Origin of the sequence: Pantoea coffeiphila (assembly GCF_016909495.1) — a bacterium.
Classification (GTDB): domain Bacteria; phylum Pseudomonadota; class Gammaproteobacteria; order Enterobacterales; family Enterobacteriaceae; genus Erwinia; species Erwinia coffeiphila.
This window is the reverse complement of record NZ_JAFBFW010000002.1, coordinates 104163-122845: the sequence shown is the minus strand read 5'-3', so window position 1 is coordinate 122845 and position 18683 is coordinate 104163. Positions and strand designations below refer to the sequence as shown.

The following is an 18683-nucleotide window of genomic DNA, read 5'->3' as shown; positions in this document are numbered from 1 at the left end:
CCTTATTTACCGATATGCGCCACGCTGGCGATTTCAACCAGTGCATCCGGTTTCACCAGCCCGCACTGAATGCAAAAACGAGCGGGCTTCTCGCCGGGGAAGTAGTCGGCATACACCGCGTTCACCGCCGCGTAGTTGCTCCAGTCGGTAATAAATATGGAGTTAAAGGTAACGTCATCCATCGTGCCGCCTGCCGTTTCGATAACGCTCTTAATCGTTTCCAGCACGTGGCGGGTCTGCGCCGCCGCGTCGCCAACGTGGACAACGTTATTGTCCTTATCAAAAGGCAGCGTTCCGGAAACATACACGATGCCGTCGGCCAGCGTTCCGGGGACGAAAGGTGCAATGGGGACGCTGGTCCCGGGTGGCGTAATAATGGTTTTAGGCATGATGGTTCTTCCTCAGTCAAGTGATGGTTATGCCGTTTGCGGCAGCGCGTTTTGCCCGGCCTTCAGCGTGGCGCAGAAGCTGTCAACGTTAGACACCCAGCCGAAGAAGGTCTCGATATTGAAGATCGCCGCCTGCTGGGCAAACAGCGGTCCGGCCTGATAGGTCGCGTCTTCCAGCACGATGCCGAAATATTCGAGGAAGAAGCCATCACGCAGCGTTGACTCAACGCAGACGTTGGTCGCGATTCCGGTGAAGACCAGATGGCGGATGCCGCGGCTGCGCAGCATGCTGTCGAGTGCGGTATTAAAGAAACCGCTGTAGCGGGGCTTGGGCAACACAATGTCGCCGGGCTGCGGGGTCAGCTGATCGACCAGCTGATAGTCCCAGGTTCCTTTGGCCAGCAGCGTACCCTCCAGTTCAGGGCGCTGGCGCATGGTTTTCAGGGCGTTGGATTTATGCCAGTTTGGCGATCCGGGGCCGCCTGCTTCAACGTAGTTATCGTCCCAGCCGTTCTGGAACCAGATAATCTGTATCCCGGCTTCGCGCGCGGCGTTAACCGCATTGTTAATCCGATCGATAACCGGTCGTGTTGCCGAAACATCAAATCCTGCCAGATCCAGATAGCCACCGGGCGTGGCGTAGGCATTCTGCATGTCCACCACGATCAGCGCGGTCTGCTCGGGCGGGAAGACGATATCCTCCGGACGGGCTGGGAGGGTAACGGCATGTGTTGTTGATGCGGTGGTACAGACTACGGCGCGTTTCGCGTTCATTATGCTACCTCTTTCGCGATATCAATCAGCTCGGCGCGGCTCTTCATCAGTGGCTGAATGCGCTCGCCAAAATCTTCAATGCCCTGCAGGAAATCATCAAACGTCAGCAGGATGCCCTGAGTACCGGCCACGGTGGCGGCCTCATCCAGCATGCGGGCCACGTTGGACCATGACCCCACCAGCGTGCCCATATTGATGTTGACCGCTGACGTCGGGTCGGCCATCTGGCGGACGTTGGTATCGCTCCCGGAGCGTTTATCCTGCTGGCTCTGGGTGGTCAGCCAGGCGAGTGCTTCTTCATCGGCACCGTCTTTGTAGTGTTCCCATTTGGCGCGGGCGGCCTCGTCGGTTTCCGCGGCAATAATCATAAATAGTACGTAAGAACCCACGTCGCGGCCTGCGGCATCGGCGGCAGCCTTCATGCGAGCGGCGGTAGGGGCAAAAGCGGTTGGTGTGTTGACGCCTTTACCGAAGCAGAAGTTGTAGTCCGCATGCTGCGCCGAAAACGCCATTCCGGCATCGCTCTGCGCGGCGCAAATCACTTTCATCGGGCGCTGCGGCTGCGGGCTGAGGCGACAGTCGTTCATGGTGAAGAATTCACCTTTCAGGTCGGATTTACCGGTGCCCCACAGATCGCGCAGCACGTTGACGTACTCGGTCAGATAGTCATAGCGGCGGGAGAAATATTCATCGCCCGGCCACAGACCCATCTGGTCGTATTCGGGTTTCTGCCAGCCGGTGACCAGATTCACACCGAAGCGGCCGCCGGAAATGGAATCAATCGTTGAGGCCATCCGCGCCACAATGGCCGGAGGCAGAGTCAGGGTGGCTGCGGTGGCATAAATCTCGATGCGGGAAGTCACGGCGGCCAGACCGGCCATCAGCGTGAAGGATTCCAGATTATGGTCCCAGAACTCCGTTTCACCGCCAAAGCCGCGCAGCTTAATCATCGACAGGGCAAAATCGAAGTTGTAGGCCTCCGCTTTCTGCACAATGGCTTTATTCAGCTCGAAAGTTGGCATGTACTGCGGCGCGTTGCGGGAGATCAGCCAGCCGTTGTTACCGATAGGAATAAAAACACCGATTTTCATATGGAACCCTCTGATTAATTGGAAGATTTAATCCCGGCGCTGCGTTGCATCCTGCGGTTTCCATTAAAGCGGCGCGTTGCAGGAAAGATTGCAAAGGTTATGCCAGAATTAAAAATGTTAATTAAAGCAACGGGTTGTTTTCTCTCTGTGAATTTAAAGGTAGAGCAGTCGGTCAAAACGGACCATTTGATAAAAAATAACTGCACAAAAAACTGGCAGCGGTGCGCAATAAAAGTGCAGCGTCGCGATTAGGTGTGATTCAGGTGATTTGGTATTATCCCCGCAACCCATATGGATCACGGAGTCACGGTGAATTCGACAGATAAACAACCGGTCAAAGCCCCGACGAGGCGCTCCCGCGCGGTCGCGGCGAAGCGTTCCGCTATTCTGGCGGCGGCGCTGGAGTATTTTTCACAGTTTGGTATCCACGGCACCAGCCTGGATAAAGTGGCCGAACGCGCCGATGTATCCAAAACCAATCTGCTGTATTACTTCCCTTCTAAGGAAGAACTGTACATTGCGGTGTTAAAAGATCTGCTGGATATCTGGCTGGCACCGCTGCGAGCGCTGCGCGCCGACCAGCATCCGCTGGAGGCTATTCGCCAATATATACGTCTTAAACTGGAGGTATCGCGCGATTATCCTCAGGCCTCCAGGCTGTTCTGTATGGAGATGCTGCAGGGGGCACCGCTGCTGAAGGCTGAGCTGGCGGGGGATTTGCGTCATCTGGTTGAAGATAAGGCGACAATCATTGAACAGTGGGTTCGCGAGGGAAAACTAGCGGAAGTTCAGCCACACCATTTGATTTTTATGCTGTGGGCAACCACGCAGCACTATGCTGATTTTGCGACTCAGGTTGAAGCCGTGACCGGCCAGACGCTAAGCGATGAAGCCTTTTTTAATCAGACGGTGGAAAACGTGCAGAAAATGGTGATTGAGGGAATACGCGTACGTTAAGCCTGGCTGACCGCTAAAGCAGGGCAGTCCAACGATGGACTGCCCCGTTCGGGTAAGGCTTAGGCTTTTTTGCGGCTACGCAGGAACCAGCCCACGGCCAGCATCAGGAACCACAGCGGCGTGACCATCAACGCCTGGCGAGTATCTTCTTCCAGCGTTAACAGCACCAGTACGAAGGCGAAGAAGGCCATGCATACCCAGCACATAAATTTGCCCAGCGGCATTTTATAGCTCGACTCCGCATGGCGCTGCGGATGCTTTTTGCGGTAGGCGAGGTACGAGCACAGAATAATCGTCCAGACGAACATAAACAGGATGGCGGAGACCGTGGTGACCAGGGTAAACACCGTCATGACGTTCGGGATCAGATAAATCAGCGCCACGCCGCCCAGCAGGCAGAAGCAGGAGAAGAACAGGCCGGTTGTTGGCACTGCACGGCTTGAAAGCACACCAAAACGACGATGCGCCACGCCCTGCTGTGACAGGCCGTACAGCATACGGCTGGTGGAGAAGATACCGCTGTTGGCGGAGGATGCCGCCGAGGTCAGCACCACGAAGTTAACGATACTTGCCGCGGCCGGCAGACCAATCAGCACAAACATTTCAACAAACGGGCTGCGGTCGGCGACAACCTGATTCCACGGCGTCACGGCCATAATCACCATCAGCGCCAGCACGTAGAACATGATGATACGCAGGGGAATGGCGTTAATCGCGCGCGGCAGCACTTTTTTGGGATCGTGAGTTTCCGCTGCTGCGGTGCCCACCAGCTCGATACCGACGAAGGCGAATACGGCAATCTGGAAGCCGGCAAAGAATCCGCTCAGCCCTTTCGGGAACATACCGCCGTGATCCCAGATGTTGCTTAAGGAGGCAGTACCGCCGCCCGGCGAAGGATAGTGCATGGCAACCAGTACAATACCGGTGGCAATCAGCGCTACGATGGCGACGATTTTAATAATGGCGAACCAGAACTCCATCTCACCAAACAGCTTAACGGTGGCGACGTTGAGCGATAAGAACACCACGATACACAGCAGGGCACTCATCCAGATAGAGAAGTCAGGGAACCACAGCTGGAAGTACGAACTGATGGCCACCACGTCGGCAATACCGGTAACGACCCAGCAGAACCAGTAGGTCCAGCCGGTAAAATAGCCGGCCCACGGGCCAAGCAGGTCCGCCGCAAAATCGCTGAAGGATTTGTATTCAAGATTGGAGAGCAGCAGCTCACCCATGGCTCGCATGACGAAAAACAGCATAAAGCCGATGATCATGTAGACGAAGATGATCGAAGGCCCGGCCAGGCTGATTGTTTTTCCCGATCCCATGAACAGCCCGGTACCGATGGCCCCACCGATGGCGATAAGCTGGATATGCCGATTGTGCAGGTTACGCCGTAGCGTGTCCGGGCCTTCCTCTGAAAGCGTTGCCTCTTTTGATTGATCAACCATTAAGGTTCTCCTGTCGTGTTCTGTCCTGTGTAAATGAGTTAAAGCTCTGATGGCTTTTATTTCATTCGGTCCTGCCATGATTAGCTGGCATAAGATAGTGTAATAACGCTTTAAACGGGTAATTCTTTTCGGTAATAGTGATGGCGATCGAAGCGAATGATTCCGGTTGACACCACAGGAAGAGGAGCTTAACGCAAAATCAGAATGATAAAGTATAAAAAACAACGACATTGCGCTAAACGGGGATTATCTGCTTAAAAAGTCGCCATCCTAAAGGAGACAGGATTGGATTTCAGATGAGGGACTTCAGAAAGAAAGTGTATGAACAGGTCATGAACTGCGTTTTTTTGAACATTTGTGGCGATTTTATGGCATGCGCTAGATTAAATAATTATATTAAAATCATTGGTTTATTCGTTTTTCAGGGTTTTGATCTGACTGTGATACCTGTCTGGGTATGACAACATGCAGATCAGGGGGAAAAAAGCGCAAAGTTGCTGTATGCTGATAGGATAAATCCTATGATGCTAGTGTTATCTGAGGCTTAATGATCGATGCAGAGTGGGAAATCCGAGCATTGAGGTGATAATAACATACGGTATTGTGATGGGTTGGATAAAAGTTAGGCTTGTTTCGGTGAAAAAATAGCTACACTTAATAAGAATTAGAGAACGATCCTGTAATTTACTCACGAAAACATTATTACAATAATCATTTATCTGGTCACATTTAATGTCTAATTACACAGCAATATTTACAATGAAAACCAGAATCACCGCGAGTGGGTTCCCTTACGTTCCGTTGGGGAATTGATGACTGCTGACACTTATTTCAGCTGGCGAGACGAAGTTCAATTAGCATTCAGTAAAAAAACTGAGGTTGAACAGGTAACTCTGTTAATTGAGCAACAGGCAAAGCGTCTTGGGTTCGATTTTTATGTGCTTTTCATCAAGCACCCTGTGCCATTTACTCGGCCTAAGACCTTCTATTACTGCAATTTACCCGATGAATGGATAAATTCTTATTTTCGGGAAAACTATTCCCCTGTGGACCCTATCCTGCAGAATTGTCATCTCCCGGGAAGTCTGTGGGTGTGGGACGATGAGAGCGCAGGCGAAGGGGTTGTCATGATGCGAGCGGCAAGGCGGCATGGGATTTATCACGGTATCTCAATCTCAGCCATCGCGCAAAACAGAGCAACGGGGATATTATCATTCGCCTCATCAGATCCGTTAAATAATGTAAAGTTAACCACCGAGTTACAACTTAAACTCCAGTATATGGTGGAACTGTCGCTGGCGACGCTCAGCCGGCTTGAAGATATTTCCATGGTCTCTGTGAAACTGGAATTAAGCGATCGCGAGCGCGAAATCCTTAAATGGACGGCGGAAGGAAAAACGTCTGCTGAAATATCGCTGATACTCTCTATTTCTCAGCACACGGTTAATTTTCATCAGAAAAACATGCAAAAACGATTAAATGCGCCAAACAAGACGCAAATTGCCTCTTACGCAGCTGCAATCGGTTTGATCTGAAAAACAACGCAACTACTAATTTTGGTAGTTTCGTATTACTAATTGGTTGTCTACCCTTCGCAAGGGTAACAACCCTGCGCGTCCCGCCCGGGGTGGTTTTCGTGCGGGAGTGCGACGGGGATTTATAAATGAAAATTATCCAGACCAAACTGAAGGATATGCCTTCCTCGTTGCTGGCCGAATTGGGAAGCTATCGTTACAGCGTGTTTGCCAGAGAAGAAGGTTGGTCAATTCCTTCTCGGCTCAGCACCCCAGGCCAGGAGTACGATCGCTTTGATCGTTCCGATGTCTGCTGGCTGATCGCCTGGCATGCACAGCACGGCATTTGCGGCTGTGCCCGGCTGATGAAATGGCAGTGTCCGCAAAATAGCGAACTTTCTGACGCCGATCGGGAAAGCCTCGACGGTGGACAAATTTGGGAAATGTCCCGTTTTTCAGCGCGCCTGGAAATAGACAGTGAGCTGCCATTAAATATCTTATGGCACGCGCTTCAGCTCGCTGAACAGTCCGGAATCAGCAATTTATTCAGCGCCGCGACACCAATGCTGGAAAACATGTTCGGTCAGTATCAGGTTAACTATCTGCAATTGCCGCCGGGCGTCATTCAGTCAGAAGATAATCTCTTTGCTGTAAGAATACCGATATCCCAGCCTCATCTGGCCAGGCGTTTTCATGGTTCAAGACGCTTCAAGCCTGAAGAGGTCCTGCCTTCTCTGGGCGTTTCAATCAGCTGGGGTATGCGCGGGCGCTAGGCCTGCCATTTCGACCACAGCGTTATCAATAGCCATGCCGCCGCGGACCAGCAGGCTACCGCGGCCATCAGTGCAGGCACCAATCGCATCATATTGATGAAATACCACAGCGATAACAGATAAACGAAATAGGGAATGATTGCCCACATGCCAAACAGAATGGTTGCGCGCAGCGCCTCGACCCCACGCTCGCTTGCGACGATATAGTGTGCAATCAGCGCAAAAGTGGGAAACAGGGGGATCAAGCCGGCAAGATAGTAATTACGTGTTTTCGCAAGGATGCCGATGAGTAACACAACGACTGCACCAAGTATCGCTTTAATAAGTAAGGCCATTATTTCATCAACTGGTTATTGTTTATTCTTCTGAGGCTGACGCTTATCAGATGATGCAGAAGGGCGGCATCGTCAGGGAAAATTAGGCACGCTCGAGGCCGACAGCGGGATCGAGAGCCCTGCTGCCGGCCCCTGTCTGGTTACTGACGGAAGGCGTGTTTGATTTGTTTTACGGTGTTGCTGAACACTTCAGCCTGCTGCTCATCTTCCAGACCCGCAATGTAGCGCTCCATATTGATGATCACTTTGCCTGCGTCGGCCTGACCAATCGATTTCAACATCAGCGTAACCAACGCCTTCATGCAGGTGACTTCGTTAGCTAATGCTTTAACGTCTTCACTGGTTGAAAAGTCAATCTGACTCATGATCTCTCCTGATAAATGATAAAAAACATGCTCCTGAGCCACAGGGCAGGGCGCGAAAAATTGTTAAAAGTATATCATACATAGCTTAAAAAAAATCAGACGGGCACGCTTCGTTTTCGCTCTCGTTTACGAAGTAAAGCGTGATGCAGTAACGGTAACGCTATCCTGCTTACTTATCGCTTTAGACTAAACTTAATTTAAGTTCACAGAGATATCCGGATGTCTGTAGAATTTACTTAACGAAGAGTTGTCGCAACTGGTTTTATCTAATGCTATGTAATTGCTGATTATTGTGTATTTTTCATTTATTTTGGTAAGTATTTATTGCAATTTTTCCGATGAATATCAATGTCTCTGCCATAGAGATTTTCATGAGCGTTATTTTTTATTTTGCATTATGATTTAAGAAACGAAATTGTTAGTCGCTGTGTTAAATATGTTCTACCAGTGAAAAAAAAGTAGTAGAATAATGACCCTGCGTTATTGCACATCATCACCTGCCTCAGCCATTTAGGGAGTTCCGTTTGATAAGCGTTTTTCTCGTCGATGACCACGAACTGGTGCGTACAGGGATCCGTCGCATACTGGAAGATATCAAAGGTATCCAGGTTGTAGGTGAAGCCAACTGTGGTGAGGATGCAGTGAAATGGTGCCGCAGCAACAATGTTGACGTGGTGCTTATGGATATGAACATGCCAGGCATTGGTGGCCTTGAAGCTACGCGTAAAATTGTGCGCTACTCGCCGGATGCTAAAGTGATTATGCTGACCATTCATACTGAAAGCCCGCTTCCGGCTAAGGTAATGCAGGCGGGTGCATCAGGTTACCTGAGTAAGGGAGCGGCTCCGCAGGAAGTGGTCAATGCAATCCGTTCCGTCAACGCCGGGCAGCGCTACATCGCCTCTGACATCGCGCAACAGATGGCGTTAAGCCAGATAGAACCGCAGTCAGAATCACCTTTGAGCTGTTTGTCAGAACGCGAACTGCAGATTATGCTAATGATCACCAAAGGACAGAAAGTGACTGAGATTTCCGAGCAGTTGAATCTCAGCCCTAAGACGGTGAATAGCTACCGCTATCGTATGTTCAGCAAGCTGAATATCAGTGGTGATGTTGAGTTAACGCATCTGGCTATTCGCTATGGTCTGTTCAATTCGGAACCGTTAATCAGCAGTGAGTAGTATGGTATTTGATGCCCGTTCCTTTCTAAAAACCGTTACCAGCCAGCCTGGTGTCTATCGTATGTACGACGCCAGTGAAACGGTCATTTATGTTGGTAAAGCCAAGGACCTGAAAAAGCGCCTCTCCAGCTATTTTCGCGATAATCTTGCCAGCCGAAAAACGGAAGCGCTGGTGGCATTGATCCAGCAGATAGATGTGACCGTGACCCACACGGAAACTGAAGCCCTGCTGCTGGAACACAACTATATAAAGCTCTACCAGCCGCGCTATAACGTTCTGCTGCGTGACGATAAATCCTATCCTTATATTTTCCTCAGCGCTGATGCCCATCCGCGTCTTGCCAGTCATCGCGGTGCCAAACACGCGAAAGGGGAGTACTTTGGTCCTTTCCCTAATGGCTATGCGGTGCGGGAAACGCTGTCGCTGTTGCAAAAGGTGTTTCCCGTTCGCCAGTGTGAAAACAGCGTATACCGCAACCGCACGCGGCCCTGTTTGCAGTATCAGATTGGCCGCTGTTTAGGTCCCTGTGTAAGCGGGCTGGTGAGTGAAGAAGAATACGCCCAGCAGATTAACTACGTGCGGCTGTTTCTCTCCGGCAAAGACGATCAGGTTCTCAACCAGCTGGTCAGTCGGATGGAGGCTGCCGCCATGGAGCTGCGTTTTGAAGAGGCTGCACGCCTGCGCGATCAAATCCAGGCCGTGCGCCGCGTAACGGAAAAACAGTTCGTTTCCAATCAGGGCGATGATATGGATGTCATCGGCGTTGCTTTCGATGGCGGCCTGGCCTGCCTGCACGTGCTGTTTATCCGGCAGGGCAAGGTGCTGGGCAGCCGCAGCTATTATCCGAAGGTCCCGGCAGGAACGGATCAGGCCGAGGTGGTGCAAACCTTCGTCGGGCAGTTCTACTTACAGGGTAGTCAGGCCCGAACGCTGCCGTCAGATATCCTGCTTGATTTCACGCTACCGGAAAAAGATCTGCTGGCCGAGTCCCTGACCGAGCTTGCCGGGCGGCGGGTTAGCATACAAAGCAAGCCCCGTGGCGATCGCGCGCGGTATCTGAAGCTGGCCCGGACGAATGCCGCCACGGCGCTGGCGACTCGTTTAGCCCAGCATTCCACCGTTCATCAACGGTTGTCAGAACTGGCTCAGGTGCTGGAACTGCCTGAAATCAATCGAATGGAGTGCTTCGACATCAGCCATACGATGGGGGAGCAAACTGTGGCTTCCTGTGTCGTATTTGATGCTAATGGTCCGGTGCGCAGTGAATACCGGCGTTATAATATCAGCGGAATCACGCCAGGGGATGACTACGCGGCGATGAATCAGGTACTGCGCCGCCGTTATGGCAAAGATCTGGAAGAGAGTAAAATCCCCGATGTGATTCTGATCGACGGCGGTAAAGGTCAGCTGGCGCAGGCGAAAAGCGTTTTTGCTGAACTGGACGTCAATTGGGATAAACAGCATCCTTTGCTACTCGGTATTGCGAAAGGCACCGATCGCAAAGCGGGGCTGGAAACGCTGTTTTTCGAACCGGAGGGGGAGGGATTTTCTCTGCCGCCGGATTCCGCTGCGCTACATGTATTGCAGCATATTCGTGATGACTCTCACAATCATGCAATTACGGGTCATCGCAATAAACGGGCGAAAGTGAAAAATACCAGCGCGCTGGAAACGATAGAAGGCATAGGCCCGAAACGTCGCCAGATGCTGCTGAAGTATATGGGGGGCCTGCAACCGCTGATAAATGCCTCGGTGGAAGAGATTGCCAAAGTACCGGGAATATCGCATGCGCTGGCCGAAAAAATCTTCTATGCGCTGAAACACTAAGCATTGCAACACCCGTAGCAATGTAGGAACATAGAGACAAATTCTACTCTGTCCAAACAGTTAGCATAATTATGCCATTTAATATCCCGACCTTACTGACCCTGTTTCGCGTAGTTTTAATTCCATTTTTCGTGCTGGCGTTCTACCTGCCGTTTGAATGGGCTCCACTACTTTGTGCATTGATCTTTGTCGTTGCTGCGGTAACGGACTGGTTTGATGGATTTCTTGCCCGTCGCTGGAAGCAAACCACCCGTTTTGGTGCGTTCCTCGATCCGGTGGCCGATAAGGTGATGGTTGCCATGGCGCTGGTGCTGGTGGCGGAATACTTCCACGCATGGTGGATCACTTTGCCTGCTGCAACCATGATTGCCCGTGAAATTATCATTTCTGCGCTGCGCGAGTGGATGGCGGAAATCGGTAAACGCAGCAGCGTTGCCGTATCCTGGATTGGTAAAGTGAAAACCACGGCGCAGATGCTGGCACTTTTTGCTCTGTTATGGCGTCCGAACTCGATCGTTGAGGGCATTGGGGTGGCTGCACTTTACATTGCCGCCGTGCTGACTTTCTGGTCAATGTTCCAATATTTGAGCGCTGCACGCGGTGATTTGCTCGAACGTTGATCGAAGCGACTTAAAAAGCAGCAAACGGACGCATTGTACGGATAATTTGATTGACTCAGTGCGCCATCTCAGTAGAATGCAACGCATCGAAAGGCAGCACGGTCTGCCAGAAGATAAAGCAAATCAGCAGCTTCTGAGTTTCACTCAAACAAAGTAGCAAAGTTGATGGCCAAGCGGGAATAGCTCAGTTGGTAGAGCACGACCTTGCCAAGGTCGGGGTCGCGAGTTCGAGTCTCGTTTCCCGCTCCAGTTTAAGTCAGCAGAGAATTTCTCTGAAGGCAAAAAAGAATAAAGGCGCGTTGGCAGAGTGGCCATGCTACGGATTGCAAATCCGTCTACCTCGGTTCGACTCCGGGACGCGCCTCCAATCTTACATCCAGGCCCGGATGGTGAAATCGGTAGACACAAGGGATTTAAAATCCCTCGGCTTATGGCTGTGTGGGTTCAAGTCCCACTCCGGGCACCATATTCGAAGTACCGATTAAAACGAATAAAATCAAAGCAATATGTAGTAATGTCGTGACCGCCCAAGGGCGGTTTTTTTGTTTTTGTCCCGCAATTTCCTAATAACCTCTCCTGATACTATTCAACTGGGTCCGGCCACTAACACGCATCCGCGTATCGCACTCCACGATTAACAACAACATAGGTTCCTCTACTTGTCCTCAGACACAATTAAGCCGATGATGGCACGAATCATGCCTGAGAATGAGACATCGCAGATGTTAATCAGTACCGACGAAGCCAGAACCATCAATACCGACAGCCGTCTGGCCTGTACGCTTGCCGCCGTTGCGGGTGCACTGAATACGGCGGCTTTTGAGATCGTTGGTTTTTTCTCGGCGAATATGACCGGCAACGTTTCGTCACTGTCGGACAATCTGGCGAAAGCAAACCTGAAGGCGGGCGTTCTGTTCCTGGCGGTTCTGCTGCTGTTTATTGCAGGATCTGCTTTTTCCACGCTGATCATCAACGCCGGGCGTAGAAGGGGGATTCGTACCATTTTCGCGGCAAATATTCTCGTTGAGGCACTGGCGCTGATTGCGCTGGGCATCGTTGAAATGTGGTGTAATCCATCATATCCCGGGCTGCTGCTGATTTTTTCATTGAGCTTTTTGATGGGATTACAGAATGCGGTAGTCACGCGGATCTCTAATGCCAGGGTCAGAACCACCCATGTTTCCGGCACCGCCACGGATATTGGCATTGAGGTTGCGATGCTCATCGATGTCTTCCGACGTAAAGAATCGCCCAAGGATGCACCGCTTTACCTGGATCGTCTGGGGCTGCACTCATCAACGCTTTTAGCGTTTTTTGTGGGTGGGGTCGCCGGGATCTGGCTGTCTAAGCTGTTTAGCTATGTTTTTCTGATAATTATCGGTGCCGGGCTGCTTTATCTTTCGCTGGCAACGATATTCAGAAAACGCTCAGCATAAAAACGCCTGATTCAGGCTGAAATCACCAATACGGCTCTCCCCTAACACCGATTCGGCCCGGCAAGCCACCGGGCAGATATCGACTTAAAAACGCAGAACGGTTTATCGTGGGAAGCGTTGTTCAAGCCTGTCGGCGACGTCGGCGGCATATTGCAGCGGAATAACGCAGACGCCATTACGATCGGCAAATACAATATCTCCAGGATTTACCACTACGCCACCGGAGCTGATCGCGACGTTGATTTCACCGGTACCCGTTTTTCCTGAAGCGCCACAGGTCAGCCCTCGGGCAAAAATCGGCAGGCCAATTTTTTCGCAGTCATCAATGTCGCGAAACGCGCCGTCAATAATCACCCCAATCGCACCGAATTTAAGAGCCAGGCTGCTGCGCTGATCGCCCCAGTAGGCGCTTTCGGTATTGCCTTTCCCGTCGATCACCACGATATCACCGGGCTGCGCCAGTTCAATGGCGGTGGGAATGATACCGCCTTCGCCAGGCGGCACTCTGACGGTCAGGGCCGGTCCAACGATTTTACCGGCGGATACCCACGGTTTGATGCTGCTGGTCATGCAGTCGAAGATACCCGCAACATCACATAAATCCGGTGTGGCATAAACCGCCAGTCGTGCCAGAACCTGCGGGTCAGGGCGTTCAAAGGAAGCGTTAATGCGTTTACCGTAGCTCATCGTCATTACCTTTCTTAGTCGTTATGGGTTATCTATCGCCTTTATGCCGCCAGGTTCAGCACCATCACCGAAACCCATTCGCCGGAGACTTCACGTTGTTCAATCTCACGCCAGTCAAGCCGCTGATACAAACTCTGCTTATCCGGCGTATAGAGCCACAGACTGTCCATACGATCGTTTCTCGCATACTGGATACAGGCATTGACCAGCGCCGATCCCACGCCCTTACCGCGCCAGGCAACTGGCGTGAATACTTCTCCCAGCCAGAAGCGTCGCGACGGATCATCGTCGAGTTCGTACTCAATCACACTGGCGGTTCCCATCAGACTGCCGTCTGTGTGGTTGGCAAGCAGGGTAAAACTGCTGCGGTCCGGGTGATTGCGTAAAAGCAGACGTTCATTAATCCGCGCTATCGAAGACCAGTTTGGCAGCGCTGACCATTCGCTGTGCAGCAGGTGCGCTATCTCCAGGCTTCTTTCAGGCTGTTGGCGCAGGGGCACAATCTCCATTCAATCCTCTCCGATGCGTGAATTCATTTCCACCGCCTGGCGGAAAGTTCAGGAACTATCTAAACTTTTTCCGATCCTCTTCCCATTTTTATCTGAGCACGTTTATAATTGCCAGGTAATTTAGTTAGAACTCTAATCATCAGGTCTCTATATATTGAACTCCCAGGAACTGAACTTCTCCCGTTTGCTGCATCTTACGGCGCATGCCTGGCGTCAGGCGATCGATCGGCGGATGAAAGATAACGGTCTGAGCATGAGCAGCTGGATGGCGGTGGCCACCATTGCCATTCAGGAAACGCCAATCAGTCAGAAAGAGCTGGCTCAGGCGCTGGGGCTGGAAGATGCCAGCGTGGTGCCATTGATCGATCGGCTGGTCAAACAGCAGCTGGTGGAGCGCATCCAGCCGGAAGAAGACCGGCGTAAACGGCTGCTGCACGTGACGCCTCAGGGCGAAACGCTGTATCAGCGACTGAAGGTTGAGGCGGATGCACTGCGCAATGAGCTGCTGGCCAACGTTGATAAAGATGACCTGGCGGTCACCCAGCGAGTACTGCAACAGCTACTGATTGCCACCGAGGGTAAGTAAGTGCGCCGCGATAAGCCTAACCCCTATGCGCCGCGGGAGTGGGCTCCCGGTGAAAAGCCGATGCTGCCCGGCTCCCCCTCCACGCCGCTGCACCCCGGCCATAAGCGTATTGCCTTTGGCATTGTTGGCCTGCTGATCTCCATCACCGGGGCGTTGAGCAATGCGCTGGTGACGGCTAATCTCACCAATCTTCAGGGCGTCTTTGGCGCATACAGCAATGAAATCGCCTGGCTGCCGGCGGTTTATGTGATGGGCAACATCTCCATCAACCTGCTGCTGGTCAAGTTTCGCCAGCAGTTCGGCCTGCGGGTGTTTACCGAAGCATTCCTGGTCCTGTACGTGCTGGTGGCGTTCTTCCATCTGCTGGTCAACGATCTCAGCTCGGCAATTATCGTGCGTGCGGCGCACGGTATGGTGGGGGCAGCGCTGAGTTCACTGGGTATTTACTATCAGATTCAGGCCTGGCCTGCGAAGCATCGGCTGAAGGCGTTGGCTATCGGGCTGGGCGCATCGCAGCTGGCGATCCCACTGGCGCGGCTGTTCTCTACCGAGCTGCTGCAGCTGGAGGAGTGGCGGGGGCTGTATCTGTTTGAGCTGGGGCTGGCGCTGATGGCGCTGGGCGCGGTGCTGATCCTCAAACTGCCGCCGGGCGAGCGGACCCGCGTGTTTGAGAAAAAAGATTTCCTCACCTTCTTCCTGATGGCGCCTGGCATGGCGCTGTTTTGTGGCGTGCTGTCACTGGGCCGCATTGAGTGGTGGACCAGCACGCCGTGGCTGGGTGTCTGCACGGCGCTGGGCCTGGTACTGGTGACGGCCGCCGTGCTGGTGGAGCATAACCGCAGTAACCCGCTAATCAATACGCGGTGGCTGGGCAGCGGGGCGATTATTCGGCTGGGGATCGTGATGATCCTGCTGCGTATCATGCTGGCTGAACAGAACACCGGCGCGGTGGGCTATTTGCAAACGATCGGGATGTTAAACGATCAGATGCAGGGGCTGGCGCTGGCGATCCTGGCCGGCGTTGCGGCAGGCATTATTTTCAGTGCGTTGACCATTAATCCGAAGCATCTGAGCTGGCCGATCGTTGTTTCGCTGATTATTGTGATGGTTGCCTCGCTGATGGATGCGCAATCCAACCCGCTGACGCGTGCGCACAATATGTATTTCAGCCAGTTCCTGCTCGGCTTCAGTACCTCTTTCTTTATCGCACCGGCGATGCTGCTGGGGGTAGGGGGCGTGGTCACCCAGCCTAAAAACCTGGTGAGCTTCGTGGTGCTGTTCGGCATGAGCCAGAACATTGGCGGACTGATGGGATCGGCGCTGCTGGGAACATTTCAGACATGGCGTGAGAAATATCATTCCAGCCTGCTTGGCGACCAGCTTTCGTTGCTCGACCCCAACGTGACCGATCGCCTCGCACAGTATTCCAGCCTGTTTAGCAGCCAGTTGACCGATTCTGTTCTCACCAGTGCGCAGAGCACCACGCAGCTACAAACGGTTGCCACTCTACAGGCAAACGTCCTGGCTTATAACGATGTTTATCTTCTGACGGCGGGTATTGCCGCCGTGACTTTACTCTGGGTGCTGTGGCGGCTGTCCCGCCTGCGCTATCTCAACTGGCAGCAGGCAAAACGGGAAGCGGAAGCTGAGCAGCGGGCAATGCAACAAACGGCGACAACGATCGCAACGGGGAAATAATGAGCCAACAGGAACAGCAGCAGGCCGAGCGCCAGAGAAACAACAAGCTGCGAATTTTATCGATTGCTCTGGGATCGGGCATTGCCATCGTCGGTGTACTGGTGATCCTCTACGCCTGGCAGCTGCCGCCGTTTACCAGCCAGGTACAGTCGACGGAAAATGCCTACGTGCGTGGACAGGTGACCTTTATCAGCCCGCAGGTCAGTGGTTACGTCACCTCGGTTAAGGTACTGGATTTGCAGCCGGTTAAGCGCGGCGATCTGCTGATGACTATCGACGATCGTATTTATCGCCAGCGTGTGCATCAGTCTCAAGCGCAGCTGGAGATGAAGAAAGCGGCTCTGGCGAATAACCAGCAGCAGCGGCGCAGCGCAGAGGCGGTAATCAAACGTAATGAAGCCGCTTTGCAAAATGCCAAAGCCCAGGCGGTGAAAAGCGGGCTGGATCTGAAGCGCGTAGAAAATCTGGTGGCGGACGGATCGCTGTCGCTGCGCGAGCGCGACGCTTCACGGGCCAGCAACAGTCAGACGCAGGCGGACGTTCAGCAGGCGCAGGCCACGCTGGAAGTGTCCCGTCAGGATCTTCAGACCACTATTGTTAATCGCGCTTCGCTGGAGGCCGACGTGACCAGCGCGCAGGCAGCGCTGGAGCTGGCGCAGATCGATCTGGATAACACCCATATTATTGCCCCGCATGACGGCCAGCTTGGCCAGATTTCGGTACGTCAGGGTGCATACGTGACCGCCGGCACCCGGCTAACGTCGCTGGTGCCGCAGCAGAAATGGGTGATCGCCAATATGAAAGAAACGCAGATGGCACGCATCCGCCCTGGGCTACCGGTCAGCTTTACCGTCGATGCGCTGAACAACACGCGTTATGACGGAGAAGTGGAGTTTATCTCTCCGGCGGCAGGTTCTGAGTTCAGTGCGATTTCACCGGATAACGCCACCGGTAACTTCGTAAAAATCGCCCAGCGTATTCCGGTGCGTATTCGCATTACCAGCGAGAACACGGAACAGCTGCGCCCCGGTATGTCGGTGGAGGTGAACATCGATACCACAGGGGATGATAACGGCAGGGAGAAACGCTGATGCCGGCTCAAAAAGCCCTGCTGGCACTGCTGCTGGCATCCATGCTGTCGGCCTGCGCCACACAAGTAGACCAGGCTCCCGCTTCGCTGCCGATCCCTGAAGGCTGGCGCAGCCAGGTCGGGCCGGGAGCCGCCGTTGAGGCGAACTGGTGGCGGGCGTTTGGCGATTCGCAGCTGAATCAGCTGGTGGAGCAGGCGCTGCGCAATAATCCGGACATCCTGATCGCCCGTTCGCGCGTGGATCAGTACCGTGCCCAGTTGCGTGGGGCGCAGGGTGACAACTTCCCGACGCTGGATGCCGGTGTGGCCGCGACCCGCGCGCGGGCAATTTCGGCCGTCACCGGGCAGCCGTATCAGTATTCGGTGTTCCAGGGCTTGCTGCAGGCAAACTATAACGTTGACCTTTGGGGCGCGCGCAGCAGCAGTATTGACGCGGCAAAAGCCTCTCTGGCAGCACAGCAGGCCGCCGCCAGTGCTGCGGAGTTGACCATTGCCGCGTCGGTCGCTTCTGGCTATATGACACTGGTCTCGCTGGATGAACAGCTGCGTGTTACCGAGGCAACGCTGGCAACCCGGCAGAACTCACTGAATCTGGCTAAACGTCAGTTTGAAACCGGCTATACCTCAAAGCTGGAATGGGTACAGTCTGAGTCGGAATATCAGACGGCAAAAGCACAGATCCCGCTGTTGCAGCATCAGATATCCCAGCAGGAGAATGCGCTGAGTATTCTGGTCGGTATGAACCCACGTCAGATTGCCCGGCAGAACAACTTTGACCATCTTGCTCCGCAATCGCTGCCTGCGGTGATGCCATCGCAGCTGCTGCAGCGACGGCCGGATATTGTGCAGGCCGAACGCCAGCTGCTGGCGGCGGATGCCTCTTTACAGTCTTCCCGCGCCAGTTTGCTGCCGTCGCTGAATCTGACCGCCAGCGGCACGCTGCAAAGTTCCGTTCTGCATGAGCTGGCGGCCAATCCCTTCCGACTCTGGAGCATCGGTGGCAGCGTGCTGGCTCCGCTGCTCAACCGTGAAGCGCTGACCGCGCAGGTGGATGTCTCAATGGCGTCGCGAAATCAGGCACTCTACACCTATGAAAAGGTGGTGCGCAGCGCGTTCGGTGAGGTGAATGACGATCTTGATGCGATTACGCGCTACCAGCAGCAGCTGGTCGAACTGGAAAAACAGCAGCAGGTGGTGAGCGAAGCGCTGCATATTGCCAGCAATCGCTATCGCAATGGCTACGCGTCTTATCTGGATGAACTGGATGCTCAGCGCACGCTGTTCAGTACCCAGCTGAGCGTGGTACAGGCAAAAAATAATCTGCTGCTGGCGCAGATCGATCTCTACCGTGCATTGGGCGGGGGCTGGCAGCAGTAAATATCTGCCAGCAGGTTTT

The 18683-nt window shown here is 53.2% G+C and carries 19 protein-coding genes and 3 tRNA genes; 14 read left to right on the top strand and 8 right to left on the bottom strand.

What is annotated here, in order from left to right; translation table 11 throughout:
• Positions 1-2: 2 nt before the first annotated feature.
• Genes rutC through rutA form a run of 3 tightly spaced genes read right to left on the bottom strand, consistent with a single transcriptional unit; the run spans position 3 to position 2254 of the window.
• Positions 3-389: a pyrimidine utilization protein C gene (gene rutC / locus JOE09_RS06330; RefSeq protein WP_105593384.1), complete on the bottom strand. Its 387-nt coding sequence runs from the start codon at positions 387-389 to the stop codon at positions 3-5.
• Positions 390-416: 27 nt separating this feature from the next.
• A complete protein-coding gene (gene rutB, locus JOE09_RS06325; RefSeq protein WP_205065202.1) occupies positions 417-1163 on the bottom strand; it encodes a pyrimidine utilization protein B in 747 nt (248 codons plus the stop codon).
• Complete coding sequence (rutA, locus tag JOE09_RS06320; protein ID WP_205065201.1) at positions 1163-2254, bottom strand: pyrimidine utilization protein A; 1092 nt, start codon at positions 2252-2254, stop codon at positions 1163-1165. Before rutA ends, rutB begins: the two co-directional genes overlap by 1 nt.
• A 291-nt stretch (positions 2255-2545) precedes the next feature.
• Here rutA and rutR point away from each other — a divergent pair, with 291 nt between their 5' ends.
• Positions 2546-3211 carry an HTH-type transcriptional regulator RutR gene (gene rutR, locus JOE09_RS06315; RefSeq protein WP_200548038.1) on the top strand — a complete coding sequence of 222 codons (666 nt, stop codon included), beginning with the start codon at positions 2546-2548 and terminating at the stop codon, positions 3209-3211.
• A gap of 59 nt (positions 3212-3270) precedes the next feature.
• Here the strand turns inward: rutR and cycA are convergent, their stop codons facing one another.
• Positions 3271-4665, bottom strand: a complete 1395-nt coding sequence (cycA, locus tag JOE09_RS06310) for a D-serine/D-alanine/glycine transporter (RefSeq protein WP_205065200.1) — start codon at positions 4663-4665, stop codon at positions 3271-3273.
• Between the two features lie 812 nt (positions 4666-5477).
• Here cycA and sdiA point away from each other — a divergent pair.
• Entirely contained in the window at positions 5478-6200 is a 723-nt protein-coding gene (sdiA, locus tag JOE09_RS06305) for an autoinducer binding domain-containing protein (RefSeq protein WP_205065199.1), read from the top strand.
• A 128-nt stretch (positions 6201-6328) separates the two neighbouring features.
• Positions 6329-6952 carry an acyl-homoserine-lactone synthase gene (locus JOE09_RS06300; RefSeq protein WP_205065198.1) on the top strand — a complete coding sequence of 208 codons (624 nt, stop codon included), beginning with the start codon at positions 6329-6331 and terminating at the stop codon, positions 6950-6952.
• Here JOE09_RS06300 and JOE09_RS06295 read toward each other — a convergent pair.
• Together JOE09_RS06295 and JOE09_RS06290 are read right to left on the bottom strand one after the other, a co-directional pair.
• Complete coding sequence (locus tag JOE09_RS06295) at positions 6949-7287, bottom strand: GlpM family protein (RefSeq protein WP_205065197.1); 339 nt, start codon at positions 7285-7287, stop codon at positions 6949-6951. The two genes, JOE09_RS06300 and JOE09_RS06295, sit on opposite strands and share 4 nt — an antisense overlap.
• Positions 7288-7427: 140 nt before the next feature.
• Positions 7428-7652 carry a DUF2594 family protein gene (locus JOE09_RS06290; RefSeq protein WP_105593376.1) on the bottom strand — a complete coding sequence of 75 codons (225 nt, stop codon included), beginning with the start codon at positions 7650-7652 and terminating at the stop codon, positions 7428-7430.
• 524 nt (positions 7653-8176) lie between these two features.
• On the opposite strand from JOE09_RS06290, the gene uvrY reads away from it, so the two are divergent.
• From uvrY to JOE09_RS06255, 7 genes are all read left to right on the top strand, one after another.
• Positions 8177-8833, top strand: coding sequence for a UvrY/SirA/GacA family response regulator transcription factor (gene uvrY, locus JOE09_RS06285; RefSeq protein ID WP_205065196.1), 657 nt, complete (start codon positions 8177-8179; stop codon positions 8831-8833).
• Between the two features lies 1 nt (position 8834).
• Entirely contained in the window at positions 8835-10661 is a 1827-nt protein-coding gene (gene uvrC, locus JOE09_RS06280) for an excinuclease ABC subunit UvrC (RefSeq protein ID WP_205065195.1), read from the top strand.
• Positions 10662-10732: 71 nt separating this feature from the next.
• Positions 10733-11281, top strand: coding sequence for a CDP-diacylglycerol--glycerol-3-phosphate 3-phosphatidyltransferase (pgsA, locus tag JOE09_RS06275; protein ID WP_105593373.1), 549 nt, complete (start codon positions 10733-10735; stop codon positions 11279-11281).
• A 173-nt stretch (positions 11282-11454) separates the two neighbouring features.
• Positions 11455-11530 (top strand) — tRNA-Gly (locus JOE09_RS06270).
• Positions 11531-11574: 44 nt separating this feature from the next.
• Positions 11575-11648, top strand: a tRNA-Cys gene (locus JOE09_RS06265).
• 13 nt (positions 11649-11661) lie between these two features.
• Positions 11662-11747, top strand: a tRNA-Leu gene (locus JOE09_RS06260).
• Positions 11748-12003: 256 nt separating this feature from the next.
• Positions 12004-12717 carry a YoaK family protein gene (locus JOE09_RS06255; RefSeq protein WP_205065194.1) on the top strand — a complete coding sequence of 238 codons (714 nt, stop codon included), beginning with the start codon at positions 12004-12006 and terminating at the stop codon, positions 12715-12717.
• A 102-nt stretch (positions 12718-12819) separates the two neighbouring features.
• On the opposite strand, the gene JOE09_RS06250 is transcribed toward JOE09_RS06255, so the two are convergent.
• Both JOE09_RS06250 and JOE09_RS06245 read right to left on the bottom strand, forming a co-directional pair.
• A complete protein-coding gene (locus JOE09_RS06250; protein WP_205065193.1) occupies positions 12820-13404 on the bottom strand; it encodes an RraA family protein in 585 nt (194 codons plus the stop codon).
• Between the two features lie 41 nt (positions 13405-13445).
• The gene (locus JOE09_RS06245) at positions 13446-13913 is read right to left on the bottom strand and encodes a GNAT family N-acetyltransferase (protein ID WP_205065192.1); all 468 of its coding nucleotides are present in this window, start codon (positions 13911-13913) and stop codon (positions 13446-13448) included.
• Between the two features lie 154 nt (positions 13914-14067).
• Here JOE09_RS06245 and JOE09_RS06240 point away from each other — a divergent pair, with 154 nt between their 5' ends.
• The 4 genes from JOE09_RS06240 to JOE09_RS06225 are packed head-to-tail and all read left to right on the top strand — an operon-like array spanning position 14068 to position 18664.
• Positions 14068-14499: a MarR family winged helix-turn-helix transcriptional regulator gene (locus tag JOE09_RS06240; protein ID WP_105592844.1), complete on the top strand. Its 432-nt coding sequence runs from the start codon at positions 14068-14070 to the stop codon at positions 14497-14499.
• A 60-nt stretch (positions 14500-14559) separates the two neighbouring features.
• A complete protein-coding gene (locus JOE09_RS06235) occupies positions 14560-16197 on the top strand; it encodes an MFS transporter (RefSeq protein ID WP_200546886.1) in 1638 nt (545 codons plus the stop codon).
• Positions 16197-17288, top strand: a complete 1092-nt coding sequence (locus JOE09_RS06230) for an HlyD family secretion protein (RefSeq protein WP_205065191.1) — start codon at positions 16197-16199, stop codon at positions 17286-17288. The genes JOE09_RS06235 and JOE09_RS06230 overlap by 1 nt, the downstream gene beginning before the upstream one ends.
• The gene (locus JOE09_RS06225) at positions 17288-18664 is read left to right on the top strand and encodes an efflux transporter outer membrane subunit (RefSeq protein WP_205065190.1); all 1377 of its coding nucleotides are present in this window, start codon (positions 17288-17290) and stop codon (positions 18662-18664) included. Before JOE09_RS06230 ends, JOE09_RS06225 begins: the two co-directional genes overlap by 1 nt.
• Positions 18665-18683 lie beyond the last annotated feature (19 nt).